20 protein-coding genes and 1 pseudogene are annotated in these 21,037 nt (G+C 68.7%); 13 read left to right on the top strand and 8 right to left on the bottom strand.

Features of this window, described 5'->3' with window-relative positions:
* Window positions 1–3 precede the first annotated feature (3 nt).
* Window positions 4–732: an alpha/beta fold hydrolase gene (locus ACLJRL_RS37690; protein WP_410661174.1), complete on the bottom strand. Its 729-nt coding sequence runs from the start codon at window positions 730–732 to the stop codon at window positions 4–6.
* A 49-nt stretch (window positions 733–781) separates the two neighbouring features.
* On the opposite strand from ACLJRL_RS37690, the gene ACLJRL_RS37695 reads away from it, so the two are divergent.
* Complete coding sequence (locus ACLJRL_RS37695; RefSeq protein ID WP_410661175.1) at window positions 782–2,074, top strand: cytochrome P450; 1,293 nt, start codon at window positions 782–784, stop codon at window positions 2,072–2,074.
* 33 nt (window positions 2,075–2,107) lie between these two features.
* Here the strand turns inward: ACLJRL_RS37695 and ACLJRL_RS37700 are convergent, their stop codons facing one another.
* Window positions 2,108–3,565: an MFS transporter gene (locus ACLJRL_RS37700; RefSeq protein WP_410661176.1), complete on the bottom strand. Its 1,458-nt coding sequence runs from the start codon at window positions 3,563–3,565 to the stop codon at window positions 2,108–2,110.
* Between the two features lie 86 nt (window positions 3,566–3,651).
* Between ACLJRL_RS37700 and ACLJRL_RS37705 the strand changes: the two genes are divergently transcribed.
* From ACLJRL_RS37705 to ACLJRL_RS37715, 3 genes are all read left to right on the top strand, one after another.
* On the top strand, window positions 3,652–4,038 hold the full coding sequence (locus tag ACLJRL_RS37705; protein WP_410661177.1) for a MarR family winged helix-turn-helix transcriptional regulator: 387 nt from the start codon (window positions 3,652–3,654) through the stop codon (window positions 4,036–4,038).
* A gap of 81 nt (window positions 4,039–4,119) precedes the next feature.
* Window positions 4,120–4,566 (top strand): SRPBCC domain-containing protein, encoded by a 447-nt coding sequence (locus tag ACLJRL_RS37710; RefSeq protein WP_410661178.1) that lies wholly within the window; start codon window positions 4,120–4,122, stop codon window positions 4,564–4,566.
* Entirely contained in the window at window positions 4,563–4,907 is a 345-nt protein-coding gene (locus ACLJRL_RS37715; protein WP_410661179.1) for an ArsR/SmtB family transcription factor, read from the top strand. The genes ACLJRL_RS37710 and ACLJRL_RS37715 overlap by 4 nt, the downstream gene beginning before the upstream one ends.
* A 10-nt stretch (window positions 4,908–4,917) precedes the next feature.
* On the opposite strand, the gene ACLJRL_RS37720 is transcribed toward ACLJRL_RS37715, so the two are convergent.
* A complete protein-coding gene (locus ACLJRL_RS37720) occupies window positions 4,918–5,307 on the bottom strand; it encodes a PASTA domain-containing protein (RefSeq protein ID WP_410661180.1) in 390 nt (129 codons plus the stop codon).
* Between the two features lie 278 nt (window positions 5,308–5,585).
* On the opposite strand from ACLJRL_RS37720, the pseudogene ACLJRL_RS37725 reads away from it, so the two are divergent.
* The 5 genes and pseudogenes from ACLJRL_RS37725 (at window position 5,586) to ACLJRL_RS37745 (ending at window position 9,255) form a co-directional block, all read left to right on the top strand.
* Window positions 5,586–5,928, top strand: a pseudogene (locus ACLJRL_RS37725) (hypothetical protein).
* Entirely contained in the window at window positions 5,922–6,137 is a 216-nt protein-coding gene (locus ACLJRL_RS37730) for a helix-turn-helix transcriptional regulator (protein WP_410661181.1), read from the top strand. The pseudogene ACLJRL_RS37725 and the gene ACLJRL_RS37730 overlap by 7 nt, the downstream one beginning before the upstream one ends.
* Window positions 6,138–6,151: 14 nt before the next feature.
* Window positions 6,152–7,123, top strand: a complete 972-nt coding sequence (locus ACLJRL_RS37735; protein WP_410661182.1) for an NAD(P)-dependent alcohol dehydrogenase — start codon at window positions 6,152–6,154, stop codon at window positions 7,121–7,123.
* A gap of 87 nt (window positions 7,124–7,210) precedes the next feature.
* Window positions 7,211–8,749: an alkaline phosphatase D family protein gene (locus ACLJRL_RS37740; RefSeq protein ID WP_410661183.1), complete on the top strand. Its 1,539-nt coding sequence runs from the start codon at window positions 7,211–7,213 to the stop codon at window positions 8,747–8,749.
* Window positions 8,750–8,913: 164 nt separating this feature from the next.
* On the top strand, window positions 8,914–9,255 hold the full coding sequence (locus tag ACLJRL_RS37745) for a hypothetical protein (RefSeq protein WP_410661184.1): 342 nt from the start codon (window positions 8,914–8,916) through the stop codon (window positions 9,253–9,255).
* Between the two features lie 4 nt (window positions 9,256–9,259).
* Here ACLJRL_RS37745 and ACLJRL_RS37750 read toward each other — a convergent pair whose 3' ends face one another.
* From ACLJRL_RS37750 to ACLJRL_RS37760, 3 genes are all read right to left on the bottom strand, one after another.
* Window positions 9,260–10,132: an alpha/beta fold hydrolase gene (locus ACLJRL_RS37750; protein WP_410661185.1), complete on the bottom strand. Its 873-nt coding sequence runs from the start codon at window positions 10,130–10,132 to the stop codon at window positions 9,260–9,262.
* Between the two features lie 28 nt (window positions 10,133–10,160).
* Window positions 10,161–10,985: a GAF and ANTAR domain-containing protein gene (locus tag ACLJRL_RS37755; protein WP_410661186.1), complete on the bottom strand. Its 825-nt coding sequence runs from the start codon at window positions 10,983–10,985 to the stop codon at window positions 10,161–10,163.
* 197 nt (window positions 10,986–11,182) lie between these two features.
* Complete coding sequence (locus ACLJRL_RS37760; protein WP_410661187.1) at window positions 11,183–11,926, bottom strand: ANTAR domain-containing protein; 744 nt, start codon at window positions 11,924–11,926, stop codon at window positions 11,183–11,185.
* A 105-nt stretch (window positions 11,927–12,031) separates the two neighbouring features.
* Here ACLJRL_RS37760 and ACLJRL_RS37765 point away from each other — a divergent pair, with 105 nt between their 5' ends.
* Window positions 12,032–13,459 carry a PP2C family protein-serine/threonine phosphatase gene (locus ACLJRL_RS37765; RefSeq protein WP_410661188.1) on the top strand — a complete coding sequence of 476 codons (1,428 nt, stop codon included), beginning with the start codon at window positions 12,032–12,034 and terminating at the stop codon, window positions 13,457–13,459.
* Between the two features lies 1 nt (window position 13,460).
* On the opposite strand, the gene ACLJRL_RS37770 is transcribed toward ACLJRL_RS37765, so the two are convergent.
* Complete coding sequence (locus tag ACLJRL_RS37770; protein WP_410661189.1) at window positions 13,461–14,165, bottom strand: DUF4190 domain-containing protein; 705 nt, start codon at window positions 14,163–14,165, stop codon at window positions 13,461–13,463.
* A 166-nt stretch (window positions 14,166–14,331) separates the two neighbouring features.
* On the opposite strand from ACLJRL_RS37770, the gene ACLJRL_RS37775 reads away from it, so the two are divergent.
* Genes ACLJRL_RS37775 through ACLJRL_RS37785 form a run of 3 tightly spaced genes read left to right on the top strand, consistent with a single transcriptional unit; the run spans window position 14,332 to window position 20,450 of the window.
* Window positions 14,332–16,224 carry a hypothetical protein gene (locus ACLJRL_RS37775; RefSeq protein ID WP_410661190.1) on the top strand — a complete coding sequence of 631 codons (1,893 nt, stop codon included), beginning with the start codon at window positions 14,332–14,334 and terminating at the stop codon, window positions 16,222–16,224.
* Between the two features lie 8 nt (window positions 16,225–16,232).
* Entirely contained in the window at window positions 16,233–19,082 is a 2,850-nt protein-coding gene (locus tag ACLJRL_RS37780; RefSeq protein WP_410661191.1) for an ATP-binding protein, read from the top strand.
* Window positions 19,083–19,085: 3 nt separating this feature from the next.
* Complete coding sequence (locus ACLJRL_RS37785; protein WP_410661192.1) at window positions 19,086–20,450, top strand: hypothetical protein; 1,365 nt, start codon at window positions 19,086–19,088, stop codon at window positions 20,448–20,450.
* Window positions 20,451–20,464: 14 nt separating this feature from the next.
* Here the strand turns inward: ACLJRL_RS37785 and ACLJRL_RS37790 are convergent, their stop codons facing one another.
* The gene (locus ACLJRL_RS37790; RefSeq protein WP_410661193.1) at window positions 20,465–21,019 is read right to left on the bottom strand and encodes a cysteine hydrolase family protein; all 555 of its coding nucleotides are present in this window, start codon (window positions 21,017–21,019) and stop codon (window positions 20,465–20,467) included.
* Between the last annotated feature and the right edge of the window lie 18 nt (window positions 21,020–21,037).

Below are 21,037 nucleotides of genomic sequence, written 5' to 3' on the forward strand. Positions count from 1 at the left end.
CAACTAGAGGACGAATTGCGAGAGAAGCGGCAAGAGAGCGGTCGGGTACTCGACGTGGGCGTTGTGCCCCAGGCCGGGGAGTTCGACGGCGGCCGGGTCGAGCGCGCGAAGCTGGTCGGGACGGCTCATCGGGTCGTTCTCGCCGGCGGCGAGGACGACCGGGCAACGCGCCGCACCGAGCAGGCCGAGCATGTCGGGCGCGCCGACGGCGAACGCCGCCGGGTCCAGAGCGAGCCGCCACCCGCCCTCCGCCTCCACCACCCCGGCGGGGTCGGCGTCCGCCAGGCCGGCCAGCCCGGCGATCTTGAGGAAGCCACGCTCGGCGTCTTCACGGGTCGGGAAGACCCTCGGCGGCTTGGCCGCCATGGCAGCTGCCCTCGCGAGGTCGTCTTCGCTCCATTCGACCTTGACCCCGACCGCCAGCAGCCCGGAGACCTCGACCCCGAACCAGCCACTGGCCAGGGCGAGCCCGGCCACGCCACCCAGCGAATGGCCGATCACCAGCAGCGGGCCGCGGTCCGGGAGCGCGTGATCGATGGCCGAGGCGAGCCCGCCGAAGGAGTAGCGCGGCAGCCGGGGCGAGCCTCCGTGACCGGGCAGGTCAGGCGCCAGCCACCGGTAGCCGGGCTGTTCCATGAGGCCGTCCCAGACCGCGCCCGTCGCGCCGAGACCGTGCAGCAGCAATACGGCGGGGCCGTCGGTTCCGGCGGTGCGCATCTTCAGCGTTTCCACCGGACGGATCTTTCCCCAGTGCCCTGCCCGCGGGCTAGTCTTCGGAGCCGTGATCACCGATCCGGACACCTACACCCGGGGTGTCCCGTACGAGCACCTCGCCGCGCTGCGCCGGGAGTCACCGGTCGTGCGGGTGGACGATTTCTGGGCCGTTCTGGGGCATTCCGACGTCAAATACGTGTTGCGCAACCCGAAGCTGTTCTCCTCGCAGCTCGGCGGGACGCAGATCCGGGATCCGGCGACCGAACAGGACCTCGGCTACGTCCGCCGGATGATGCTGAACATGGATCCGCCCGAGCACGCCCGGCTGCGCGGACTGCTCACCAAGGCGTTCACTCCCCGCGCCGTCGGCAGGCTGACCGAGCGGATCCACGGCTGGGCGAGGGCTCTGGTCACCGAAGTCACCAGAGCCGCCGGAGACGGCGGATGCGACTTCGCCTCCGTCGCGGCCGACCTCCCGCTGCTGACGCTCGCCGAGGTCTTCGGGATTCCCGAGCAGGACCGGCGGCTGATGTACGACTGGAGCAACCGCGTGATCGGCTATCAGGACGCCGACTACGCGGTGAGCGCGACCGTCAAGGCCGGTGAGGTCACCGATCTCGCGCGGGCGGCGCTGGCCGTCCGTCCCGTTCCCGGCCCGGACGGCGCGATGCCCGATCCGCGCACGCGGGCCGGGATGCCGGACCTCTACGCCTACGCCACCGCGCTCGGCGAGGTCAAACGGCGGGACCCCGGCGACGACGTGATGAGCAACCTGATGGGCCATGTCGACGACGACGGCGGGCGCGTGTCGATCGCCGAGTTCGAGAATCTCTTCTGGCTGTTCTCGGTGGCGGGCAACGAAACCCTGCGCAACGGCATCCCCGGTGGCCTGCTGGCCCTGCTTTCGCATCCCGAGCAGTACCGGCGGCTGCTGGCCGACCGTTCGCTGCTGCCAGGGGCGGTCGAGGAGATGCTGCGGTGGTGGACACCGGTGATGCACTTCCGCCGGACCGCGACCGAGGATCTTCGTCTGTCCGATGTGGACATCCGGGCGGGCGACAAGGTCGTTGTCTGGTTCTCCGCGGCGAATCGCGACGAGAGCGCCTTCGAGGATCCGGACCGCTTCGACATCGGCCGTACTCCCAACGACCACCTGACCTTCGGCCACGGCCCGCACTTCTGCCTCGGCGCGCAGCTGGCCCGGGTCCAGCTGCGCGCGATGTTCGAGGCCGTCCTGGACCTGCCCGGCGAGGTCGAACTCGCCGGTGATCCGGTGCGGTTGCGGTCGAACTTCCAGAACGGGCTGAAATCCCTGCCGATCCGCTGGCAGGCGAAGGCCCCTTCCCACCCCCGACGGTAGGAAGGGGCCTTCGCCCGCCGATTCACTCCCGGGTTATTCGGCCGCCGCGTACTCCGGTTCGGCGACGGGGGTCCGTGCCTCGGCCTTGCGCAGGCCGACCACACCGGACAGCGCCACCAGGACGCTGATCACGGCGATACCGGTGACGACCGTGAGCGCGGGGACCAGTCCGTTCAGCAACGCGGCGGGGCCGGTGGCGCCACCGGCGTTCCCGGTCAGGACCGCGGTCACCACGGCGAGGCCGATCGCGCCGCCGACCTGGATCGAGGTGTTCAGGAGACCACCGGCGAGACCCTGCTCGTTGTCCGAGATCCCGTTGGTCGCCTGGATGTTCAGCGAAGAGAACGCCAGCATGAAGCCGACACCCAGCAGGATCATGCTCGGCAGCACCGAACCGGCGTAGCTGGAGCTCTCGTCGATCCGCAGGAACAGCGCGTACCCGATGACGTGGGCGACGACACCCGCGAGGATGGTGCGCGGGGTGCCGAGCCGGTCGATCAACGGCTCGATCCTCGGCGAACCGAAGGCCACGATCACCGCGGCCGGCAGGAATCCGAGCGCGGTCTGCAGCGCGGACCAGCCCAGCACGGTCTGCAGGTACAGCATGACGACGAACTGGAATCCGATGTAGGCGCCGAAGAACGTCGCGCCGCCGAGGTTGGCGCGGGCGAGCGGGCCCGAGCGGAGGATGCCGAGACGGAGCAGCGGGTGCTTGCTGCGCTTCTCGATGATCACGAAGGTGGCCAGCAGGGCGAGCGCGAGGGCGAACGAGATCAGCGTTCGCGGCGCGGCCCAGCCGATTTCAGGTGCCTCGACCACGGCGAAGACCAGGAGCAGCGAACCCGCGGCACCGGTGATCGCGCCGGGGAAGTCGTATCCCTTGCCGGTCTCCGGCACGTACGTCGGGATCAGCTTGACCGCGGCCACGAACGCGGCGATCGCGATCGGCACCGGCAGCAGGAAGGTCCAGCGCCAGCCGACCTCGGTCAGCAGACCGGAGAAGACGAGGCCCGCCGAGTACCCGCTGGCACCGAACACGGCGAAGATGCTGATCGCCCGGTTGCGGGCGGGACCTTCGTGGAAGGTCGTGGTGATGATGGACAGCGCGGCGGGCGCGGTGAACGCGGCGGCGAGGCCCTTGATGAAGCGGCTGGCGATCAGCAGCGCGCCGTCGTCGACGAGGCCGCCGAGCAGCGATGCGAACGCGAAGACCGCGACGGCGACGAGGAAGACCCTGCGCCTGCCGAGCAGGTCGGCGGTGCGTCCGCCGAGGAGCAGCAGGCCGCCGTAGCCGAGAACGTAAGCGCTGATGATCCACTGCAGGGCACTGGTGGAGAGGCCGAGTTCGGCCTGGATGGACGGGAGGGCGACGGCGACCATCGACACGTCGAGCGCGTCGAGGCCTACGACGACGGACACGGTGAGCAGGACACCCCAGAGGCGCGCGTCCCACCTTGTCGAGCTGGTGGACAGCTGCACGGAAGAACTCATGATCGGTACATTACATGCACACGCATCTAATGCAAGAGCATTTAATGACTTTGCATTAAATTCACGTGCATGCTACCTTGGGCGACGTGAGCGACGTCGCTGAGCAAGACCTGCTGCAGAAGTGGCACGACCTGTCGGCCCGGCACGCGGCCGTTTTCGGCATACTCGAATGCCGGCTCCAGGAGCGTCACGGCCTCGGCGTCACCGAGTTCGAAGCGCTCGAGCGACTGGCGGGCTGCGAGATCGGCAAGTGCCGCGCGGCCGACCTGACCGACGTCGTCCACCTGAGCCAGAGCGCCACCTCACGCCTCGTCGCCCGCCTTGAGCGCGAAGGGCTCGTACAGCGCGCGCTCTGCGAATCGGACCGGCGCGGGATCTTCGTCGTCGTGACCGACGAAGGCCGCCGTCGCTACGAAGAAGCGAAGCCGACCCATCGGGCGGCACTTGAAGAAACCCTCGTCGTCGACGCCTGATCCCCTTGTGCAACCCTTGGGTTGCACTCCCCTGGCCTGATGTGCAACTATCGAGTTGCACATCAAACCTGGAGGAGTTCCATGAACAAGGATCGGATCGAACGCGAAACCCTGATCGACGCGGCCCCGGAGCGGGTCTGGCCCTTGGTGGCCGAGCCCGGTTTCTGGGTCGCCGACGAAGTCAACCTCACCGGAATCCCCGGCCAGGAAGGGGATTCGGTGGTGGCCAAGAGCGCGGAGTGGGGCGATTACCCGGTGCGCGTGGTGAAGGCCGACCCGCCGAACTACGTGGCCTACCGCTGGGCCAGCGCCTTCCCCGGCGAAGAGCTGTCCGAGCGCAACAGCACCCTCGTCGAATTCACCCTCACCCCGGAAGGCGGCAAGACCCGCCTCTGCGTGGTCGAAAGCGGGTTCGCCGCCTTGGTGGCGTCCGGCGACGTCCGCACCAAGGCTCTGGAGGACAACACCGCGGGCTGGCCGGAGGTGCTCGACGCGTTCAAGACGCGTGCGGAAAAATCGACGGCGTGACGGAACAACCCCGAGACACGGTCGACGGCGTCCTCACCGCACTGTCCGACCCGACCCGGCGCAGGCTGCTCGACCTCCTCGCCGAGGCGGGCGAGGCCACCGCCACGACGCTCTCCGGGTGGCTACCCGTTTCGCGGCAGGCGGTGGTCAAACACCTCGTCGTCCTCGAAGCCGCCGGCCTCGTCGCCGGTGGCAAAGTCGGCCGCGAGATGCGCTACGAGGTCCGCCCGGCCGCCCTCGACGCGACGGCGCGCTGGATGGCCGGGCTCGCCGCCGACTGGGACCGGCGCCTGGCGCGCATCAAACGGCTCGCCGAAGCGGCGGAACGAGAAGCACGCTGAAAGCCCGATCTCACTTCTCGCCGACCTTGACGGCGGTCAGGGTGATCACCGCGTCGGCGGCCACTTTCTTGCCCGGCGCGGGATCCTGACCGGTCTGGACCCAGTTCCGGTCCATGACGAGCATCCGACCCTTGCCCGTCCCGTCGACCTCGCGCAGGTTGTACAGACCTGCCGCCTGCATCGCGTCCTGCGCGTCCTGATGATTCATCCCGGACACGTCGGGAACGGTGACGAGACCAGCCGCCGCGGGGGCACTGGTCGCCGCGGGCGGCTGAACGCTCACCGAAGTCTCGGTGACGGTGGCCGGCGCCCCTGGCCGCGAGTTCGGGGCGCCGCATCCGGCGAAGCCGAGGGCGCCGACAGCGAGGAGCAGGGTGATCCGGCCTGCGGTTTTCGTCATTCCCGGGCTCCAGTCTGAAGAAGTGAGACCGAAGAAGGTCGCCCCCGGACAGCGACTCGTTACCACCGACCGGGTGACGTACCCGGATCCTTCGTTGACCAGTCCGTGAAGGCCCCCTTGAGGGACTCTGAGTCCCTCAAGGGGGCCTTCACGGACTTCTGCGCGTGCTCCGAGGTAAAGAATGTTTGACATGGTGTCTAGAACTCTTTACCTTGGACTGGTCGGCTCGACTCGAACCGGGAGCACCTGTGGCACTGGAAGAGAAACGCGCGTGGATCATGGCCGTGGTCGCGGTCTGCGCCTATGCGGTGTACCTGATCATCGTCCTGGGCCGGGCGGGCGGCCATCGTGGCCAACATCGTGCTTCACATCGCCGCGTCGATCGCTTCACCGCGGGACGAGGGCCGCAAGGACCAGCGCGACCGCGAGATCGGCCGGTTCGGTGAGCACATCGGGCAGTCGTTCGTCGTCATCGGCGGCGTCGCGGCGCTCGTCATGGCGATGGCCGAACTCGACCACTTCTGGATCGCCAACGCCGTGTACCTCGCCTTCGTCCTCTCGTCCTTGCTCGGCTCGATCGCGAAGATCGCCGCGTACCGCTGGGGATTCCAAGCATGGTGAAACCGACCAAGGTGACGAACTCGATCCGCGCGCTGCGGTTCGCCGAGGGTGAGATGACCCAGGCGGGACTCGCGGACCGGATCGGCGTCACGCGCCAGACGGTCATCGCCATCGAACAAGGCCGGTACTCGCCGTCCCTGGAGATGGCCTTCCAGATCGCCAAGGTGTTCGGCGTCGGGCTCGACGACGTTTTCCAGTATCCCGACTAGGAAATGAGGCCGCCATGAAGGCGATCGTCCAGCACGAGTACGGCACCACCGATGTTCTCCGGCTCGCCGATCTGCCGGACCCCGAGGCCGGACCGAACGGTGTGGTCGTGCGGGTGCGCGCGGCCGGCGTCGATCCCGGCGTCTGGCACCTCATGGAGGGAACGCCGTATCTGGTGCGGCTGATGGGTTTCGGAGTCCGGCGGCCCAAGGCAAGCGTCCGTGGCCTGGACTTCGCCGGGGTCGTGCACGAAGTCGGCGAGAACGTCACCGGTTTCCAGCCGGGTGACGAGGTTTTCGGCACCTGCCAGGGTTCCTTCGCCGAATTCGCACTGACCACAGTGGACAAAATCGCGCGGAAACCCGAACGGCTCGGCTTCACCGAGGCGGCGGCCGTGCCCATCTCCGCGTTCACCGCGTTGCAAGCGCTGCGGAACAGCGGCCAGGTCAGACCGGGACAGAAAGTCCTGGTCATCGGGGCGGGCGGCGGCGTGGGCGCGTTCGCGGTCCAGATCGCCCGGGCGCTCGGCGCACGGGTCGACGGTGTGTGCAGCACGGGCAAGGTCGACCTGGTCCGCTCGCTCGGCGCGGACGACGTCTTCGACTACACCCGCGAAGACTTCGCCGATCGCGGAACCCGCTACGACCTCATCCTCGACACCGCGGGCAACCGGAGCCTCTCCTCGCTTCGGAAATCCCTTACCCCGCAAGGAACCCTGGTGATCGTCGGCGGCGAGGGCGACGGCCGCTGGATCGGCCCGGTGGGGCGCAACCTGCGGGCGCTGCTCCTCAAACCGTTCGTGAAACACCGGCTTCGCGGCCTGTTCTCCACGGAGAACCCCGAGGATCTCGAAACGCTGCGCGCGCTCATCGAGGAAGGGAAACTCACGCCGGTCATCGACCGGACATACCCGCTGGTCGACGTCCCCGAGGCCATCCGGTACGCCAGCGAGGGGCACGTGCGCGGCAAGGTCGTCATCATGGTCTGACAAGTGTTCGCCCGCGCGTTCACCTCCGGCCACCTTGGGCGTGTTCGGTGTCGTGGAACGCCCCACCACGAACCGAGGAGACCACCGATGCCCGTCAACCGCCGGGACATGTTGCGAGGCGCCGCCACCGCCGGTGCGCTGGGGCTGGCCTGGCCGTTGAGCTCACGGATGACCGTCGCGCAGGCGGAGGAGGCCGCGGCGCAGCTGGGGGCGAGCTGGGACGAGGCGCCGTTCACCCTCGGCGTCGCGTCCGGCGACCCGGTCCCGCACGGCGTCGCGCTCTGGACCAGGCTCGCGCCGCGGCCGATGGAGTTCGAGCAGCCGCTGAAGGACACCGTCGAGGTCGGCTGGGAGGTCGCCACCGACCGCGGTTTCCGCCGCCGCGTCGCACGCGGAACCGCCGCCGCCACCGCCGCGCTCGGCCACAGCGTGCACGTCTCAGTGGCCGGGCTGGAACCGGGCTCGCAGTACTACTACCGCTTCCACGCCCTCGGCAAGGTCAGCCGCATCGGCCGCACCCGCACCGCGCCCGTCGGACGGGTCGGGCGGGTGCGGTTCGCCTCGGCCAACTGCCAGGCCTTCCACGACGGGTTCTACGCGGCACACGCCGGGATCGCCCGCGAGAACGTCGACTTCGTCGTCCACCTCGGCGACTACGTCTACGAGCACGGGCAGGTCGGCGGCAACCCGCTGCGCGATCACGAAGGCCCCGAAGTCCTGACGCTGCCCGCGTACCGGCGACGGCACGCGCTGTACAAATCCGACCCCTCGCTGCGCGACGCCCACGCGGCGCACCCGTGGTTCATCACCTGGGACGACCACGAGGTCGTCAATGACTACAGCGGCACCACCCCGGCACTACGGGCGCGGCGTTCGGCGGCCTATCAGGCCTGGTTCGAGCATATGCCGGTGCGGCCCGACCACCCCGCGACGCCGAGGATCCATCGCCGGCGCGGCTGGGGCGACCTGCTCGACCTGTCCATTTTGGACCTCCGGCAGTACCGGTCGGCGCAGAACCTGCCGGACGGCACGATCCTCGGCGCCGACCAGAAGGCGTGGCTCAAGGACCAGGTGACCGGCGCTGGCGACGCGTGGCACTGCTGGGTGAACTCGATCATGCTGAGCCAGCTGGCGAAGCCGGACGGCGGCGGCTACATGTTCACCGACCAGTGGGATGGTTTCCTCGCCGAGCGCAAGGAGGTGCTGACCCACGTGGCCGAAAGCGGTCTCGAAGACCTCGTGGTGATCACCGGCGACTGGCATTCGGCGTTCGTCGACGACATCCGCCCGGACTTCGCCGACCCGTCCGGGCCGGTGATCGGGACGGAGTTCACCGCGCATTCGGTCTCGTCCGGGGCCTACTCACCCGAATGGAACGCCGCCAACGGCCCGAAGATGGGCGCGGCGAACCCGCACCTGAAGTACTTCGAGGGCAACAGGTACGGCTACGACGTCTACGAGGTCACACCGCGCCGCTGGAGCACCCACATGCGGGTGATCGGCGACCGGCGCGACCCGCGTTCGCCGGTGAGCACCCTGACGACGTTCCATGTGGACCGCGGCAGGCCGGGGTCGTACGAGGATCCGGCCACGATCGCTTCGGCGGCGCAATATCGGCGGCGCTAGGCCGTTAGGGGACCAGAAAGCCCGGACGGGGGTCTGGGGACGCTCTTTTGGAGCAGTGCGGTTCACCGCACGCGTTCTCTTTTCACCTGCCCGATGAATTCACGACAATTCTTCCGTGCGGCTAATCTGAGCTTTCCATTGGGAACGATCCGCGGGAGAAAGCAATGAAGAACAAAATCGCCGGTTTAGTCGTGGCCGCCCTTTCGGCGGCCGGATTCCTGGCGGGTGCACCGGCGTCCGCGGCGACCGACGGCCAGTTCCCGCCACCCGGCTGCGACGGCTACCGCTACGGGCTCATCTTCGGCGAGGGCGTTTCCTTGTCCTGCTTTTCCTTGCGTGGCCCGTCGGACACCTACCGAGTGGTCGCCCACTGCACGTCGGGATCGTCCTATTGGTACACCGTCGGACATTGGGTGCCACTCGGTTTCGGCCCGTCGAGCGCCGAATGTCGCGGCGGACTGCTTTCGAACGCCTATGTCGCCGGATATCACGTAGACGAATTCTAATATTTCAAGAATACGATGTTGATCTTGACTCGGGTCCCCACCGGTCCACTTCCACGGTGAGCCAGCGATACAGGGAAAAGGCCAGTTCGACCGGCGCGTCGTACTGGATCAGGTGCCCCGCTCCTTCGATGACGTCCAAAACCGCTCCCGGGATCGCGGCGGCGAGTTGTTCCGCCCGGTCCACCGGGATCCACGTGTCGTCCGCACCCCAGATCACCTTCACCGGCAACGTGAGTTCGGGATAGCGATCCTGGACCTCGTCGGTGTACCGGACGTCCGCTTCGGCGATCTGCCGGTAAAAGGCACGTTGGCCTTCGGCGTCCAGCCAAGGGCCGGTCAGCGTGGCCAGCTGCGCGCCGGTCAGACCTCGATGGGAGGCCGTCCCGATGTAGGACTCCAGGGCTCCCCGGTGCACCACCGGGGGCTGCGCCTGGAAGACCTCGGCGTTCTCGGCGACGAGCCGGAAGAACTCCGACCCCCAGGGCCGCAGCGCGACGACGTCCACCAGCGCGAGCGAGGCGTATTCGGCGCCGTGCACCAGCTTCGCGCGCAACGAAACGGCCCCGCCGTAGTCGTGGGCGATCACATGCGGGGCCGTCAGTCCCCAGTGCCCGAGCAGATCGGCGAAAAGCTCACCCTGCGTCCCGAGATCGACGGCGTGACCAGGGTCTTTCGACGACCGGCCATACCCCGGCATGTCCCAGACGTAGACGGTGAACTCGCGGCTGAGCGCCCGCGCGAACGGCGCCCACAACTGCGCCGACCACGGTGTTCCGTGGCACAGCACCACCGGGGCGCCTTCGCCGAGGCGTTCCCACGCCACCGAACGACCACGCCACTGATACGTCCGCGACAACTCCAGTTCGTCGAACCCCATGATCGCGATCGTAGCGGCGCCGTGCGACTCACTCCGGCAGGTGTAGTTCCGTATGCCGTTTGGACAGCATTTCCGCCAGTTCCCGGAGTTTGACGTTCATGTTCTGCGACGTCTCCCGCAGGACCTCGAACGCCTCGGCCGCGTCGATCCCGCGCCGGGCCATCAGGATTCCCTTGGCCTGACCGATCGCGTCCCTGCTGTCCAGCGCCTGCTGCAGCTGCTCCTCCTGGAGCTGGCCGCGCGTGACCGCGTGCGTCGTCGCCAAGGCCAGTGACGCGTGTGTGGCCAGCAGCAACAGCACATCCCGGTCCGCACGGGCGATACCGTGGGGACGCCGCGAGTAGACGTTCAGCGCGCCCGAAAGCTGCAATCCCGACGCCTCCGGCATCAAGGCCGTCGAGATCAGGGAGTGGAAGCCGAGCGTCGCGGCGGCCGGCCCGAATCGCGGCCAGCGGGCGTCTTCGGCCAGGTTGTCGCTGAACGCCGCGGCCGGACCCGCCTCCCGCGCGGCTTCGACACAGGCGCCTTCGCCGTACTGGTACTGCAATTGGTCCAGCTCGCCGGCGATCTCGTCGGTCCACACCGGCGTATGGAAACCTCCGTCGGGATCTCGGAGGGTGACACTCACCAGATCCGCGCCCGGCACCAGGTCAGGGGTCGCGAAAACCACTCTTTCGAGAACCGCCGCGACCGAGCCCGAATCCAGCAACGCCCTGGTCAAGGACACGAACTGGCTCACCAAGGGCCCGGCGATCAGCCGGGCACCGTTCTCAGAGGTCACTGGCAGATCGCCGTCGCCGACATCGTCGACGAATCGGTTCTTTTCTTTCTGCCAGTCGATTTCATCGGCCAAGGCCTACCTCTCCCACTTCGCACATCGGCGTGATGCACCACGGGAGCCACCGGCGAGAACCGGCGCCGAGCGCGCACCATCAACCGCCGCAACCAACCCGGTTACCGGCGGATCGGCGCTAACTTCTCAACGCTCAGAACCGCTTTCTGAAGCCGACCTTAGCCGAATGGCATCACCCGGCCTACCGCGACCCACGTCTACTCGCCCGGCAGGTCCTTGCCGGTCACCTCGGCGATGAAACGCACCGCCACTTGGCGCAATTTCGCGTTCTCCCGCTGCGACTGCGCCACGAGCAACGAAAACGCCGCCTCGTCGTCGATCCGGCGCAGGGCCATGAGCACGCCCTTGGCCTGGTCGATGACGGCGCGCGAGGTCAGCGCGGCACGGAGCTGCTCGATGGTCTCCCTGGCCTCGAGGTACCGGGCGTAGATCCGCAAGGTCGCTTCGACCGCGGTCGAGTACAGCTCCAGCAACTGCGCGTCGAGTTCGGCGTAGCCGTCGGTCTGGGTCCCGTAGCAGTTCACCGCGCCGGCCAGACGATCGCTCAGCGACAGCGGCGCCGCGAGAAAGCTGCCGAAACCGGCCTGCCTGGCGCTGAGCGCGAACTCCGGCCAGCGTTCACTCGATTCCCGGACGGCCACCCGCACGAGCTCGCCGGTCCTGCCGGCCTCCAGGCACGGACCGTTCCCGATCCGGTACTGGTCACGGTCGAGTTCGACGACGATGTCGGAGGTCGCGACCGCGGTGTGCGGGTTCCCGTCGCGAAGCAAGGTGATGGACGCTTCGTCGACGTCGGGCACGGCACGCACGACCTGGTGGCAGATCTGCCGCAGGAGAAGCTCCAGATCCTCTTCGCCTTCGAGGATCTCCTTCAGCCCTTCGAGGGCGGCGGTCACGTCGTCGAGCGGCACTGCCGTGCCCAGCGGGTCCGATCCGTCCATACCGGGGCGCCTCCTGTCTGCATGATCGGGTGTCGGCTCAGGTTTCGCAGGTGTCCAGGGTGGTACCCCGATTCGAAGCCGTCAAAAGACCGGGGGGTGATCGCCGTGGTTTCGCTCCCGGAAGAGGAGCAACGCCGGGTCGTCGCGGACTGTTTCGCGCGGACCGGACTCACCGTGGAGCAGCTCTGGTTGCGCTATTTCGCCCTCGGTGGCGGCGTCACCGAGCTCGAACTGGACGCGTTCCTGCAGGGACTGATGACGCTGCCCCGGATCCAGCGGGACATGGTGGCCCACGCGGTCAACGAACGGCTCGAAGAGGTCACCGGGCTGCGCCAGGCACCGTACAGCCAGAAGGCCGACGGGCCGTCCCGGTCCCGGGGTCCGCTGGCCGCGCTGGTCGACCTGCTCGCCGGTGCGCACCGGGTGGCACCCGAACGGCTGCCCGCGGTGATCGCCACCGCGAGCCGCGCGCTCGATCTCGACGTCACCGTCTACCTCGCCGACTACGAGCAGCGGTCCCTTCTGCCGCTCGACGGCGACGGCGTACCCGTCCGCGTGCCGCTCGACATCGAGTCCAGCGCCGCCGGCCGCGCCTACCAGCAGGCCGGCAGCGTGCTCACCGAAGAGCCGGAAGGCTCGCGACTGTGGAACATCCTCCTGGACGGCGAAGAACGGATGGGCGTCCTGGAGATCGCCGCAGGTGACGAAGCCGACCTCCGCGACCCGGCCCTGCGCGACCAGTGCCGGTGGCTCGCCTCCCTCGCCGGGCACCTCATCGCCGCGGCCATGCGGTACGGCGACGCACTCGACACGGTCCGGCGACGGCATCCGCGCGGCCCCACCGCGGAGCTGCTCTGGCAGAACCTGCCCCCGCTGACCGCCGCGACCGGCTCCATCGTGGTCGCGGGCGGCCTCGAACCCGCCTACGACGTCCGCGGTGCCACTTTCGACTACGCCATCTCCGAATCGACGGCCTGGCTCGCGATCTTCGACGCGGGCAGGGACACCGAGTCGGCGGGCCTGGTGGTCTCGGCGGTGCTGGCGGCCTACCGATCGGCGCGCCGGGACGGCCTGGATCTGAGCGGGCAGGAAGCCGCTGTCGACAAAGTGCTTTCCACCCAGTTCGGCGGCGACCACACCGTCCGCGGCACCCTGGCCGAACTGGACCTCGCCGACGGCGTGCTCCGCTACCTCGAAGCCGGGCTGGAAGCGCCACTCGTGGTGGGCGAGGACCACGAGCAGGGCAGTTTGGACGGTGGACGTCGTCAGCCGTTCGGTGCCGGACCGGCCGCGCGGATCGCGACAGCACGGCTGCGGCCCGGTGATCTCCTGGTCCTGCACACCGAAGGCGTCTCCAAGGCGCGGACCACCGAGGGCGGCCGGTTCTCGCTCGCCGAATGCCTGGACGACAACGCCGGGCAGCTACCGCCCGAAACCACCCGGCGCGTCCTGCGGGCGGTGAAGTCCCACTGCCACAACACGTTCACCGACGACGCCGGGCTGCTGGTGGCACGCTGGCGAGGCCGGGCCTGACTCAGCCGCGCAGCTTGCCGGTCAGCTGCCCGTCGCCGGTCACCTGCATCGTGCACACCGCCTTGTGGTTCCCCGTGTTCCAGGCCGCCTGGTCCGGGTAGAACGCGCCGACGGCGACTTCGACCGGGGTGGAGAAGCCTTCGCCGAACACCTTCAGCCGCCGGTCCTCGCAGCCCTTCTTCGCTTCCGCCGCGAGGCTGTCCCCGCCGGGGTAGCCGTAGGCGTCTTCGGTGAGCGGGAAGGTGGCGAACGCTTCGCCGTCGTGCGGCGCCGAGCAGTCCACCTTGGCCGCGTCGAGGCCGTAGGCGGGCGGCGTCGTGTAGCAGTCCCCCTCCTTGAGCGCGACGATCGCCGGAGTGGTGCCGTTGAACGACGTCTTCTCCACCAGGGCGAGGGCGGCGACGGTGATCACCAGGACCCACACCAGGCTGAGGACGATGCCGGTGATGGCCATCCCTTTGCCGGTCTGGCCGGTCCGGTTGATCTGGACCAGCGCGACGATGCCGAAGATCAGGCCGAAGATCAGCGAGAGCCCGCACAGCCCCAGGATGCCCATGATCAGCGCCGCGACCGCGAACCCGTTCCGCCCCGCGGGCGCCGCCGGGCCGGGTGCGACGGCCATCCACTGTGGAGGGCTCGGCTGGTGCTGACCCGGCGGGAGCGGATCGGCCGGACGGGACGGCTCGAACGGGTACTGCTCGGACATGGGGCCCCCTGAACTCGCGTGGCCGCGGCTCACCGCGGCACCCTCTTGCGGATGACAGTGTGGACGAATCGGGCCGAAGTGTCACATTATGGTCGATGATCAGGCAGAATGTGCGACCAACGGCAGGCGCGAAATACTTCCGGAGGGGTCAGTGCAGGGGCGGAATGTGGTCGCGAACAGGACGACCGAAATGTGGGACAGGCTCTTCCAGCCGACCGAGCGGTGGGGCTGGGAGTACGTGACGCCGGCGCCGGTCGCGGTGAGCCCGGAGGCGGCGACGCCCCCGATGGCCGCGCAGATCTACGCGCCGCACGACTACCAGCTGCGGGAAAAGCGCAGCAAGCGCGCCTGGATCGGGCTGATCGGCTGGCTCGTGCTCGTCTTCGTCGTGGTGGCCATGGTCGGCTCGATGGCGAAGGCCGCGGCTCCGAAGGTCCCCGCGCTCGCGGAGTGGTCGACGATGATCATCCTGATCCTCGGGGTCGGGCTGGCGCTCGTGTACTTCGTCCGGACGCGCCGCCGCTTCACCGTGATGAAGCGGTCGTACACGACCCAATACAGCGACGCGAGTGAGCGCTACAACCAGGCCTTTTCCGCCTGGCAGCAGCGCGTCGACGAGCACAACCGCCGCGAGCAGGAGCGTTTCGGGTCCGCCCTGCTCTGGTACCCGGTGCAGCTGTCTTCGCGCCCCAGCCGGATCGACGTCTTCGGCGGGACCGAGGACGGCTGGGCGAGCCTGCTGGTGACGGTCGGCGCCAACCAGCTCGCCACCGGTTCTTCGCTCTTCCTGCTGGACTTCACCGACATGGCCGTCGGGGACAACCTCGCGTTCGCCGCCTCCGGCAAGGGGCACCAGGTCGAGGTCCGTGAACTGCCGCGCGATCTCGGGCAACTGGGCCTGCTCGCCGACCTCGACGCCACCGAACTGGCCGAGGTGCTCGCCGAGACGATGTACAACATGAACCGCACGGCGCTCGGGAACGACCTGCGCGGCCTGCACACGGATCTGCTCACCGCCGTCGCCGAACGGCTGAGCGGGCCGGTCACCTTCACCAAACTGGTGGCCGGGCTGCAGGTTTTCCGCCGGGTCTACGACGCCGTGTCGGACGAGACGCTGAGCCCGGAAGAGCTACGCAAACTCAATTCCTATGTGGACACAGTCGGCAAAACCGACCAGGTGCACAACGAACTCCAGTCGCTGGAAGGCGAACTGCGCGGGCTGGCCCGGGTCGAGGACACCACCGCGGAGACGCCCGGCTTCCGGGCGATCTGGCCGGTGCGGGGTTTCACCGCCATCGCCACCAGGGCCAAGACGGGCAGGCACCGCCGGTTCCTGGAGCACGTCGTGTTCCACCGTGTCCTGCAGGAACTGCACACCCGCGAAACCACCGGCAACGAGACGCTGGTCATCGCGGGCGCCGATCAGATCGGCCTGGAATCGCTCGAAGCCATGGCACGGCAGGCAAGGCGCGCCGGGGTCCGGCTCGTGTTCCTCGTCCAGCACCTCCGCGACGACATGCAGAAGCTGCTCGGCGGCGCGGGCAGCGTCACCGTGCTGATGCAACTGGGCAACGGCGACGAGGCGTCGACCGCGGCCGAATTCATCGGGCGGGGCCACAAGTTCGTCCTGTCCCAGCTCACCGTGCAGGTCGGCAAGACGCTCACCCACGGCAGTTCGTCGACCGAGGGCGGCTCGTCGAGCACGGCACGGACCCGCGGCTACAGCTTCGGCTCCACCTCGTCGTTCTCGACCGGCAGCAACGGGAATTCCAGCTCGTCCTCCGGTTCGTCGTCGAGCACGAACTTCAGCACGACCCACACCCGCGAACAGAACTGGTCGGACACCGTCAACCAGTCGGAGGCCGACTCGCAGAACCTCGGCAGGACGGCGTCGCGGGTCTACGAGTTCGCCGTCGAGCCGACGGCCCTGCAAGGTCTCGCGCCCACGGCGTTCGTGATGGTGGAGACCGGGCCGACCGGACGGCGGGTCGTCGTCGGCGACTGCAACCCCGGCACCGTCCTGCTCAGCCGGGTCGCCACTCGCGCCCGGATCAGCTGAGGCCCGGCGTGGCCGCGCTCGACGGCTTCACCTTCCACCGGCTGCGATCCGTCCCCCGTGGGGACGATTTCGCGGCGGACTCGGACCGGCCCGAGGAGGGGGGCGGTCGCGCGCCGGCCCAGCTCTTCGCCGCGTTGACCGCCGCGCACGCGGATCTGCGCTCGCGGGGCACCGACGCGGGTTTCGCAGTGGCCTGGGAAAGGCCCGCCGGGGAGCGCGCCATCCACGTCCTGGTCGGCGGCCGCCCGCACTCCCCCGTCGCCCGCCCGGCGGCGGGGACCGGCGAGGCGTCACCGATCCTCTACCCGCCGGGAAGTCTCGGCACACCGGCGGATACCGGGGAGATCGCCGCCAGGTGGGAGAAACTGCCTTTCTGGACGCGGTGTGAAGGCGGCCCGGATCCACTGTGGACACCGGACGCCGAAACCCCGGGCCGGGGTGGATTCGACGACTACGTCGCCCACATGCCCGGCGAGTTCGCCTGGCTCGTCGTCGCCGAGCCGCTCGGCGCCGAAGCCGTCGAACGGGAACTCCTCGGGCTCGAAACGACGATCCCCCGGCTGCGGCAGCGGGAGAACTCCGAACCGGACCGGATCGCCCTGCAGCGCGCGGAAGGGCGCTACCGCGAGCTTTCCCGGGCGCGGACGGCGGGAGTGTGGACGGTGCACGTGCTGGTCGGCGGCCCGGACGCCGCCGCGACCCTGGCCGCGGCGGCGTTGCTGTGCAGCGCCAGCGATCTCGACAAACTGCCCTACGTGCTGACGCCGGGCACCGAGTGCGCCGCGTTCGCCGACGTGTGGGCGAAACCCGCCGAATCCGGCGCGCTGACGTCGCCGTTCCGCGCGACCGGCGAGTTCGTCGCCGCCATCGCCCGGCCGCCGCGGCGCGAACTGCCCGGGATCCGGATGATCGAGCCGCCGCTGTTCGACGTCACCCCGGAGAACACCGGCGAGATCCCGCTCGGGACGGTCCTCGACGACGCCGATCAGCCGGTCGGCGAATTCCGCCTCGCACTCGACACGCTCAACCGGCACACCTTCGTCGCGGGTGCCACCGGCTCGGGCAAGTCCCAGACCGTCCGGCATCTTCTCGAAGGGCTCGACAAAGCCGGCGTGCCCTGGCTCGTGATCGAGCCGGCCAAGGCCGAGTACGCCGCGATGGCGGGCAGGCTCGGCCCCGGCCGCCAGGTGACGGTGATCAGGCCTGGCGACCCGAAGGCGTACCCGGCCGGGCTGAACCCGCTGGAGCCGGTCGAAGACTTTCCGCTGCAGACGCATCTGGACCTGACCCGCGCGCTCTTCATGGCCGCGTTCGACGCCGATGAACCGTTCCCCCAGGTTCTCGCGAAGGCGCTGGCCCGCTGCTACACCGAACAGGGCTGGGATCCGGTCACCGGTGCCGTGCGCGGCCGCGTCGGGCCGGTGAAGTACCCGAGCCTCGGTGACCTGCAGACGACCGCGATCGAAGTGGTCAAGGGAATCGGCTACGGCAAGGAGGTCGCCGACAACATCCGCGGCTTCGTCGACGTCCGGATCGGCTCGCTGCGGCTGGGCACGCCGGGCCGGTTCTTCGAAGGCGGCCATCCGCTGGACATCGAGAAGTTGTTGCAGGGCAACGTCGTACTGGAGATCGAGGATATCGGCTCTGACACCGACAAGGCGTTCTTCATCGGGGCGGTGCTGATCCGGATCTTCGAGCACCTGCGCGTCAAGCACCGGACCGGCGTCCGAGGGCTGAAACACGTGCTGGTGCTGGAAGAGGCGCACCGGCTGCTGAAGCGGGCCGAGCCCGGCAGCCCGACCGAACACGCCGTCGAGTTGTTCACCTCGCTGCTCGCCGAGATCCGCGCGTACGGCGAAGGAATCGTCGTCGCCGAACAGATCCCCGGCAAGATCGTGCCGGACGTCGTCAAGAACACGGCCTGCAAGATCCTGCACCGGCTGCCCGCCGACGACGATCGTGCGAGCGTCGGCGCGACGATGAACTTGAGCGAAGCGCAGTCCCGGCACGTGGTCACGCTGCCGCCCGGCCGGGCCGCGGTGTTCACCGATGGCATGGACCGCCCGCTGCGGCTGCTCATGCCGTTGAACGAAGACCGCGAAGACGCCTCGCGAGTCTCGAAGGAACCGGCGATCACCGCTCACCGCAGTGTCGCTTGTGGACTGTCCTGTTCGGACACTCCTTGTACACTCAAGGAACTCAGCGACGCCGTCTACCGCTCCGACGACGATCCGCGTCTGGTGTTGTGGCTCGAACTGCTGACCCTGGCGCATATCACCGGGCGGCCCGCGCCCGATCCGGACCCGGCCTGGATTGCGTCGCTCAAAGCCGGTTTCGACCAGCGGACACTGGAATGCGCGATCGCGCATCGGATCCAAACCGCCGTCGACGCGCGCTATGCCGGTATCACCGAATACAACGCGGCCGACGACTTCGTCCGGCACCTGACCGAGAGCGCGACCCGCACACTCCAGGGTCAGCCGCACGGTTGCGACGTGGTGGACGTCCGCTGGCAGGCGGGAAGTTACCGATGGTTCGACGTGCTGCGCGCGCTGAAACAGGCGGATGACGTGGGCGGGCCGCATCCGAAGACCGCGGAATGGGCGGAACGCCGCCTTGTGCTCGAGGGAGCCACACCCGCCGAGCAACTGGCTGACCTGCGGGATCGCCGTGACCACTGGCGCGACGACGACACGACGGTGATCGGCACGATCCGGCCGAGCCTGATCGAAGCGGCCGTCGGGAAGCTGAGCAACCAGCGGGATCCCGTCGCGCGGTTCGAAGCGGCGACGAAGTTCCTGCGCCTCGGCTTCCCCGCCGCGCGAGTGCTGCGCATGGACGCGAAACGAGGGGGCTGACCGATGAGCGAGACCAGCGACAGCCGCTCCGAAGCACCGGAACCGCCGCCGGAAACCGCGGACACCGGCGACGATCGTGGCGAAGGACCGGTGGAGGACGAGACCAGTGGCTCCTCGGACTCCTCGTCGGATTCGCCTCCCGAGAGCGGTCCGGTGGAAGACGACTCGATACCCGCCGACGCCACTGTCGGCGAAGCCGAGACAGACGACAGCGGGCCGGTCGAGGACGATCAGCCGGTTGAGCAGAGCAACCCGGAAAACGACAGCGGCCAGGCGGAGGACGTCGAGCAGCGCGGGCCCGTCGAGGACGACGATCCCGCACCGCCCGTGGAAGACAAGCAGGACACCGAGGACACCGCGGCGAAAGAGCCCGACGAGACGCCGCCGCCGGACGAAGACCGGCAAGACCCCACCGAAGACCCCGCTCCGGCGGAAGCCGAGGAAACACCGCCACCCGAGGACACCGACCAGGCCGACGAGCCGCCACCGAACGACTCGGAAGCAGAGCGTCCTCCGGAGAATCCCGACGACTTCGAGCGCGAACTCGAACTCAAACCGGACGATCCCCGCTGGGACGGCGACTGGTCGCAGTCCACGTCGGCCGAGCAGCAGGTCGAGCCCGCCACGATGTCCTACGAAGCCGAACCCGGCGCGGAGATCCCGGGGCCGCAGGAGGCACCGCAAGAGGCCGGCGAGCAGCAGACCCCGCCCGAAATCCCGCTGGACCGGGAGGGGGATTCACTCGGCACCGAAGCGACGGGGCCGGAGATCGAGAACCCGCAGCCGTCCGATGTCGGTCCGCGGCCGGACGCGGAACCGACGGTGGAACGGCAGCAGCCCGTCCAGGAGCAGTCCGACCCTGATCAGCCTTCGCACCTCTCACCGGAGATGTCCGCGGATTCGCCGAAATCCGGCGACGATGACGACACCCCGGAACAGCCGGCGGAACCCGGCGAAGAATCCGGGGAATCCGCAGGAGAGAACGGCGATGCCGAGCCGGATTCGGATGCCTCGACCGAAGCCGCAGAAGAGAAGCAAGAGAGGTCTCGGCTGGGAAAGATCGCCGACGGAGCGAAGACGATCGCCAAAGAGTCGCTCGGGAAGATCGACCATGTGACGCGAGTGATCGGTACCGGGATCGATGGTGCGGGCAAGTCGGTGTCCGATGGAGTCGGCATGGGCGCGGGCGGCACGACCGGTGAGGCGATCAAGACCTTCATCAAGGATGGTGGCTTCGACTACCTCAAACATGCCTACAACGCCAAGAAAGGCGACCGAAGGGACCGAGCGGAGGAAGGTTCCGGCGACAGCTCTGAGACCACCCCCGACGAGACAGAGAACCCGCCGGACGAGGACGAGAAGAAGTAGCCGACCAGCGCTAGTCAGCCCGCGAAGTCGACGTCTTCGGTCGTCACCGTGCCGCCCTTCCGTCCCGGCGCGTTCTGGTAGCGCCAGTACAGGTTCGTGTGCGCGATGACCTGGTCCGGCGACGGCGCGCCCCATTCCGTCTTGTCCACGGTGGTGTGCGCGTCGCCGACCAGGGTCGCGTCATAGCCCCGGACCAGGGCGCCGTGCAACGTCGAGCGGATGCAGGCGTCGGTCTCCGCACCGACGACCACGAGGCGCCCGACGCCGCGTTCCGCCAGCACCTTCTCCAGATCGGTGTCCTCGAAGGAATCCCCGTAGCTCTTGCCGACGAGCGGCTCGGCATCGTGCGGGCTCAGTTCGTCGACGATGCGCCATTCGTCGCTCCCCTGCACGAGTCCCTCGTCGGAGTGCTGCACCCACACGACCGGAACGCGTTCCTGTCGTGCCTTGTCGACGAGACCGCCGATGTTCGTGATCACCGCGTCCCGCTCGTGACTGCCCTCGACGACGGCGTTCTGCACGTCGACGACCAGGAGCGCGGTGTTCGGCCGGTTGTCGAGAGTGGTCATGGTGGGCGTCCTCCTTGT

Source organism: Amycolatopsis sp. lyj-112 (assembly GCF_046549055.1).
GTDB lineage: Bacteria > Actinomycetota > Actinomycetes > Mycobacteriales > Pseudonocardiaceae > Amycolatopsis.

What these genes read in the sequence shown, in the direction of transcription:
- ACLJRL_RS37735 (WP_410661182.1), top strand. Translation starts at nt 6,152, where the DNA reads ATGAAGGCGATCGTCCAGCACGAGTACGGCACCACCGATGTTCTCCGG.
- ACLJRL_RS37730 (WP_410661181.1), top strand. Translation starts at nt 5,922, where the DNA reads ATGGTGAAACCGACCAAGGTGACGAACTCGATCCGCGCGCTGCGGTTC.
- ACLJRL_RS37790 (WP_410661193.1), bottom strand. Translation starts at nt 21,019, where the DNA reads ATGACCACTCTCGACAACCGGCCGAACACCGCGCTCCTGGTCGTCGAC.
- ACLJRL_RS37710 (WP_410661178.1), top strand. Translation starts at nt 4,120, where the DNA reads ATGAACAAGGATCGGATCGAACGCGAAACCCTGATCGACGCGGCCCCG.
- ACLJRL_RS37760 (WP_410661187.1), bottom strand. Translation starts at nt 11,926, where the DNA reads ATGGACGGATCGGACCCGCTGGGCACGGCAGTGCCGCTCGACGACGTG.
- ACLJRL_RS37750 (WP_410661185.1), bottom strand. Translation starts at nt 10,132, where the DNA reads ATGGGGTTCGACGAACTGGAGTTGTCGCGGACGTATCAGTGGCGTGGT.
- ACLJRL_RS37740 (WP_410661183.1), top strand. Translation starts at nt 7,211, where the DNA reads ATGCCCGTCAACCGCCGGGACATGTTGCGAGGCGCCGCCACCGCCGGT.
- ACLJRL_RS37770 (WP_410661189.1), bottom strand. Translation starts at nt 14,165, where the DNA reads ATGTCCGAGCAGTACCCGTTCGAGCCGTCCCGTCCGGCCGATCCGCTC.
- ACLJRL_RS37745 (WP_410661184.1), top strand. Translation starts at nt 8,914, where the DNA reads ATGAAGAACAAAATCGCCGGTTTAGTCGTGGCCGCCCTTTCGGCGGCC.
- ACLJRL_RS37785 (WP_410661192.1), top strand. Translation starts at nt 19,086, where the DNA reads ATGAGCGAGACCAGCGACAGCCGCTCCGAAGCACCGGAACCGCCGCCG.
- ACLJRL_RS37720 (WP_410661180.1), bottom strand. Translation starts at nt 5,307, where the DNA reads ATGACGAAAACCGCAGGCCGGATCACCCTGCTCCTCGCTGTCGGCGCC.
- ACLJRL_RS37700 (WP_410661176.1), bottom strand. Translation starts at nt 3,565, where the DNA reads ATGAGTTCTTCCGTGCAGCTGTCCACCAGCTCGACAAGGTGGGACGCG.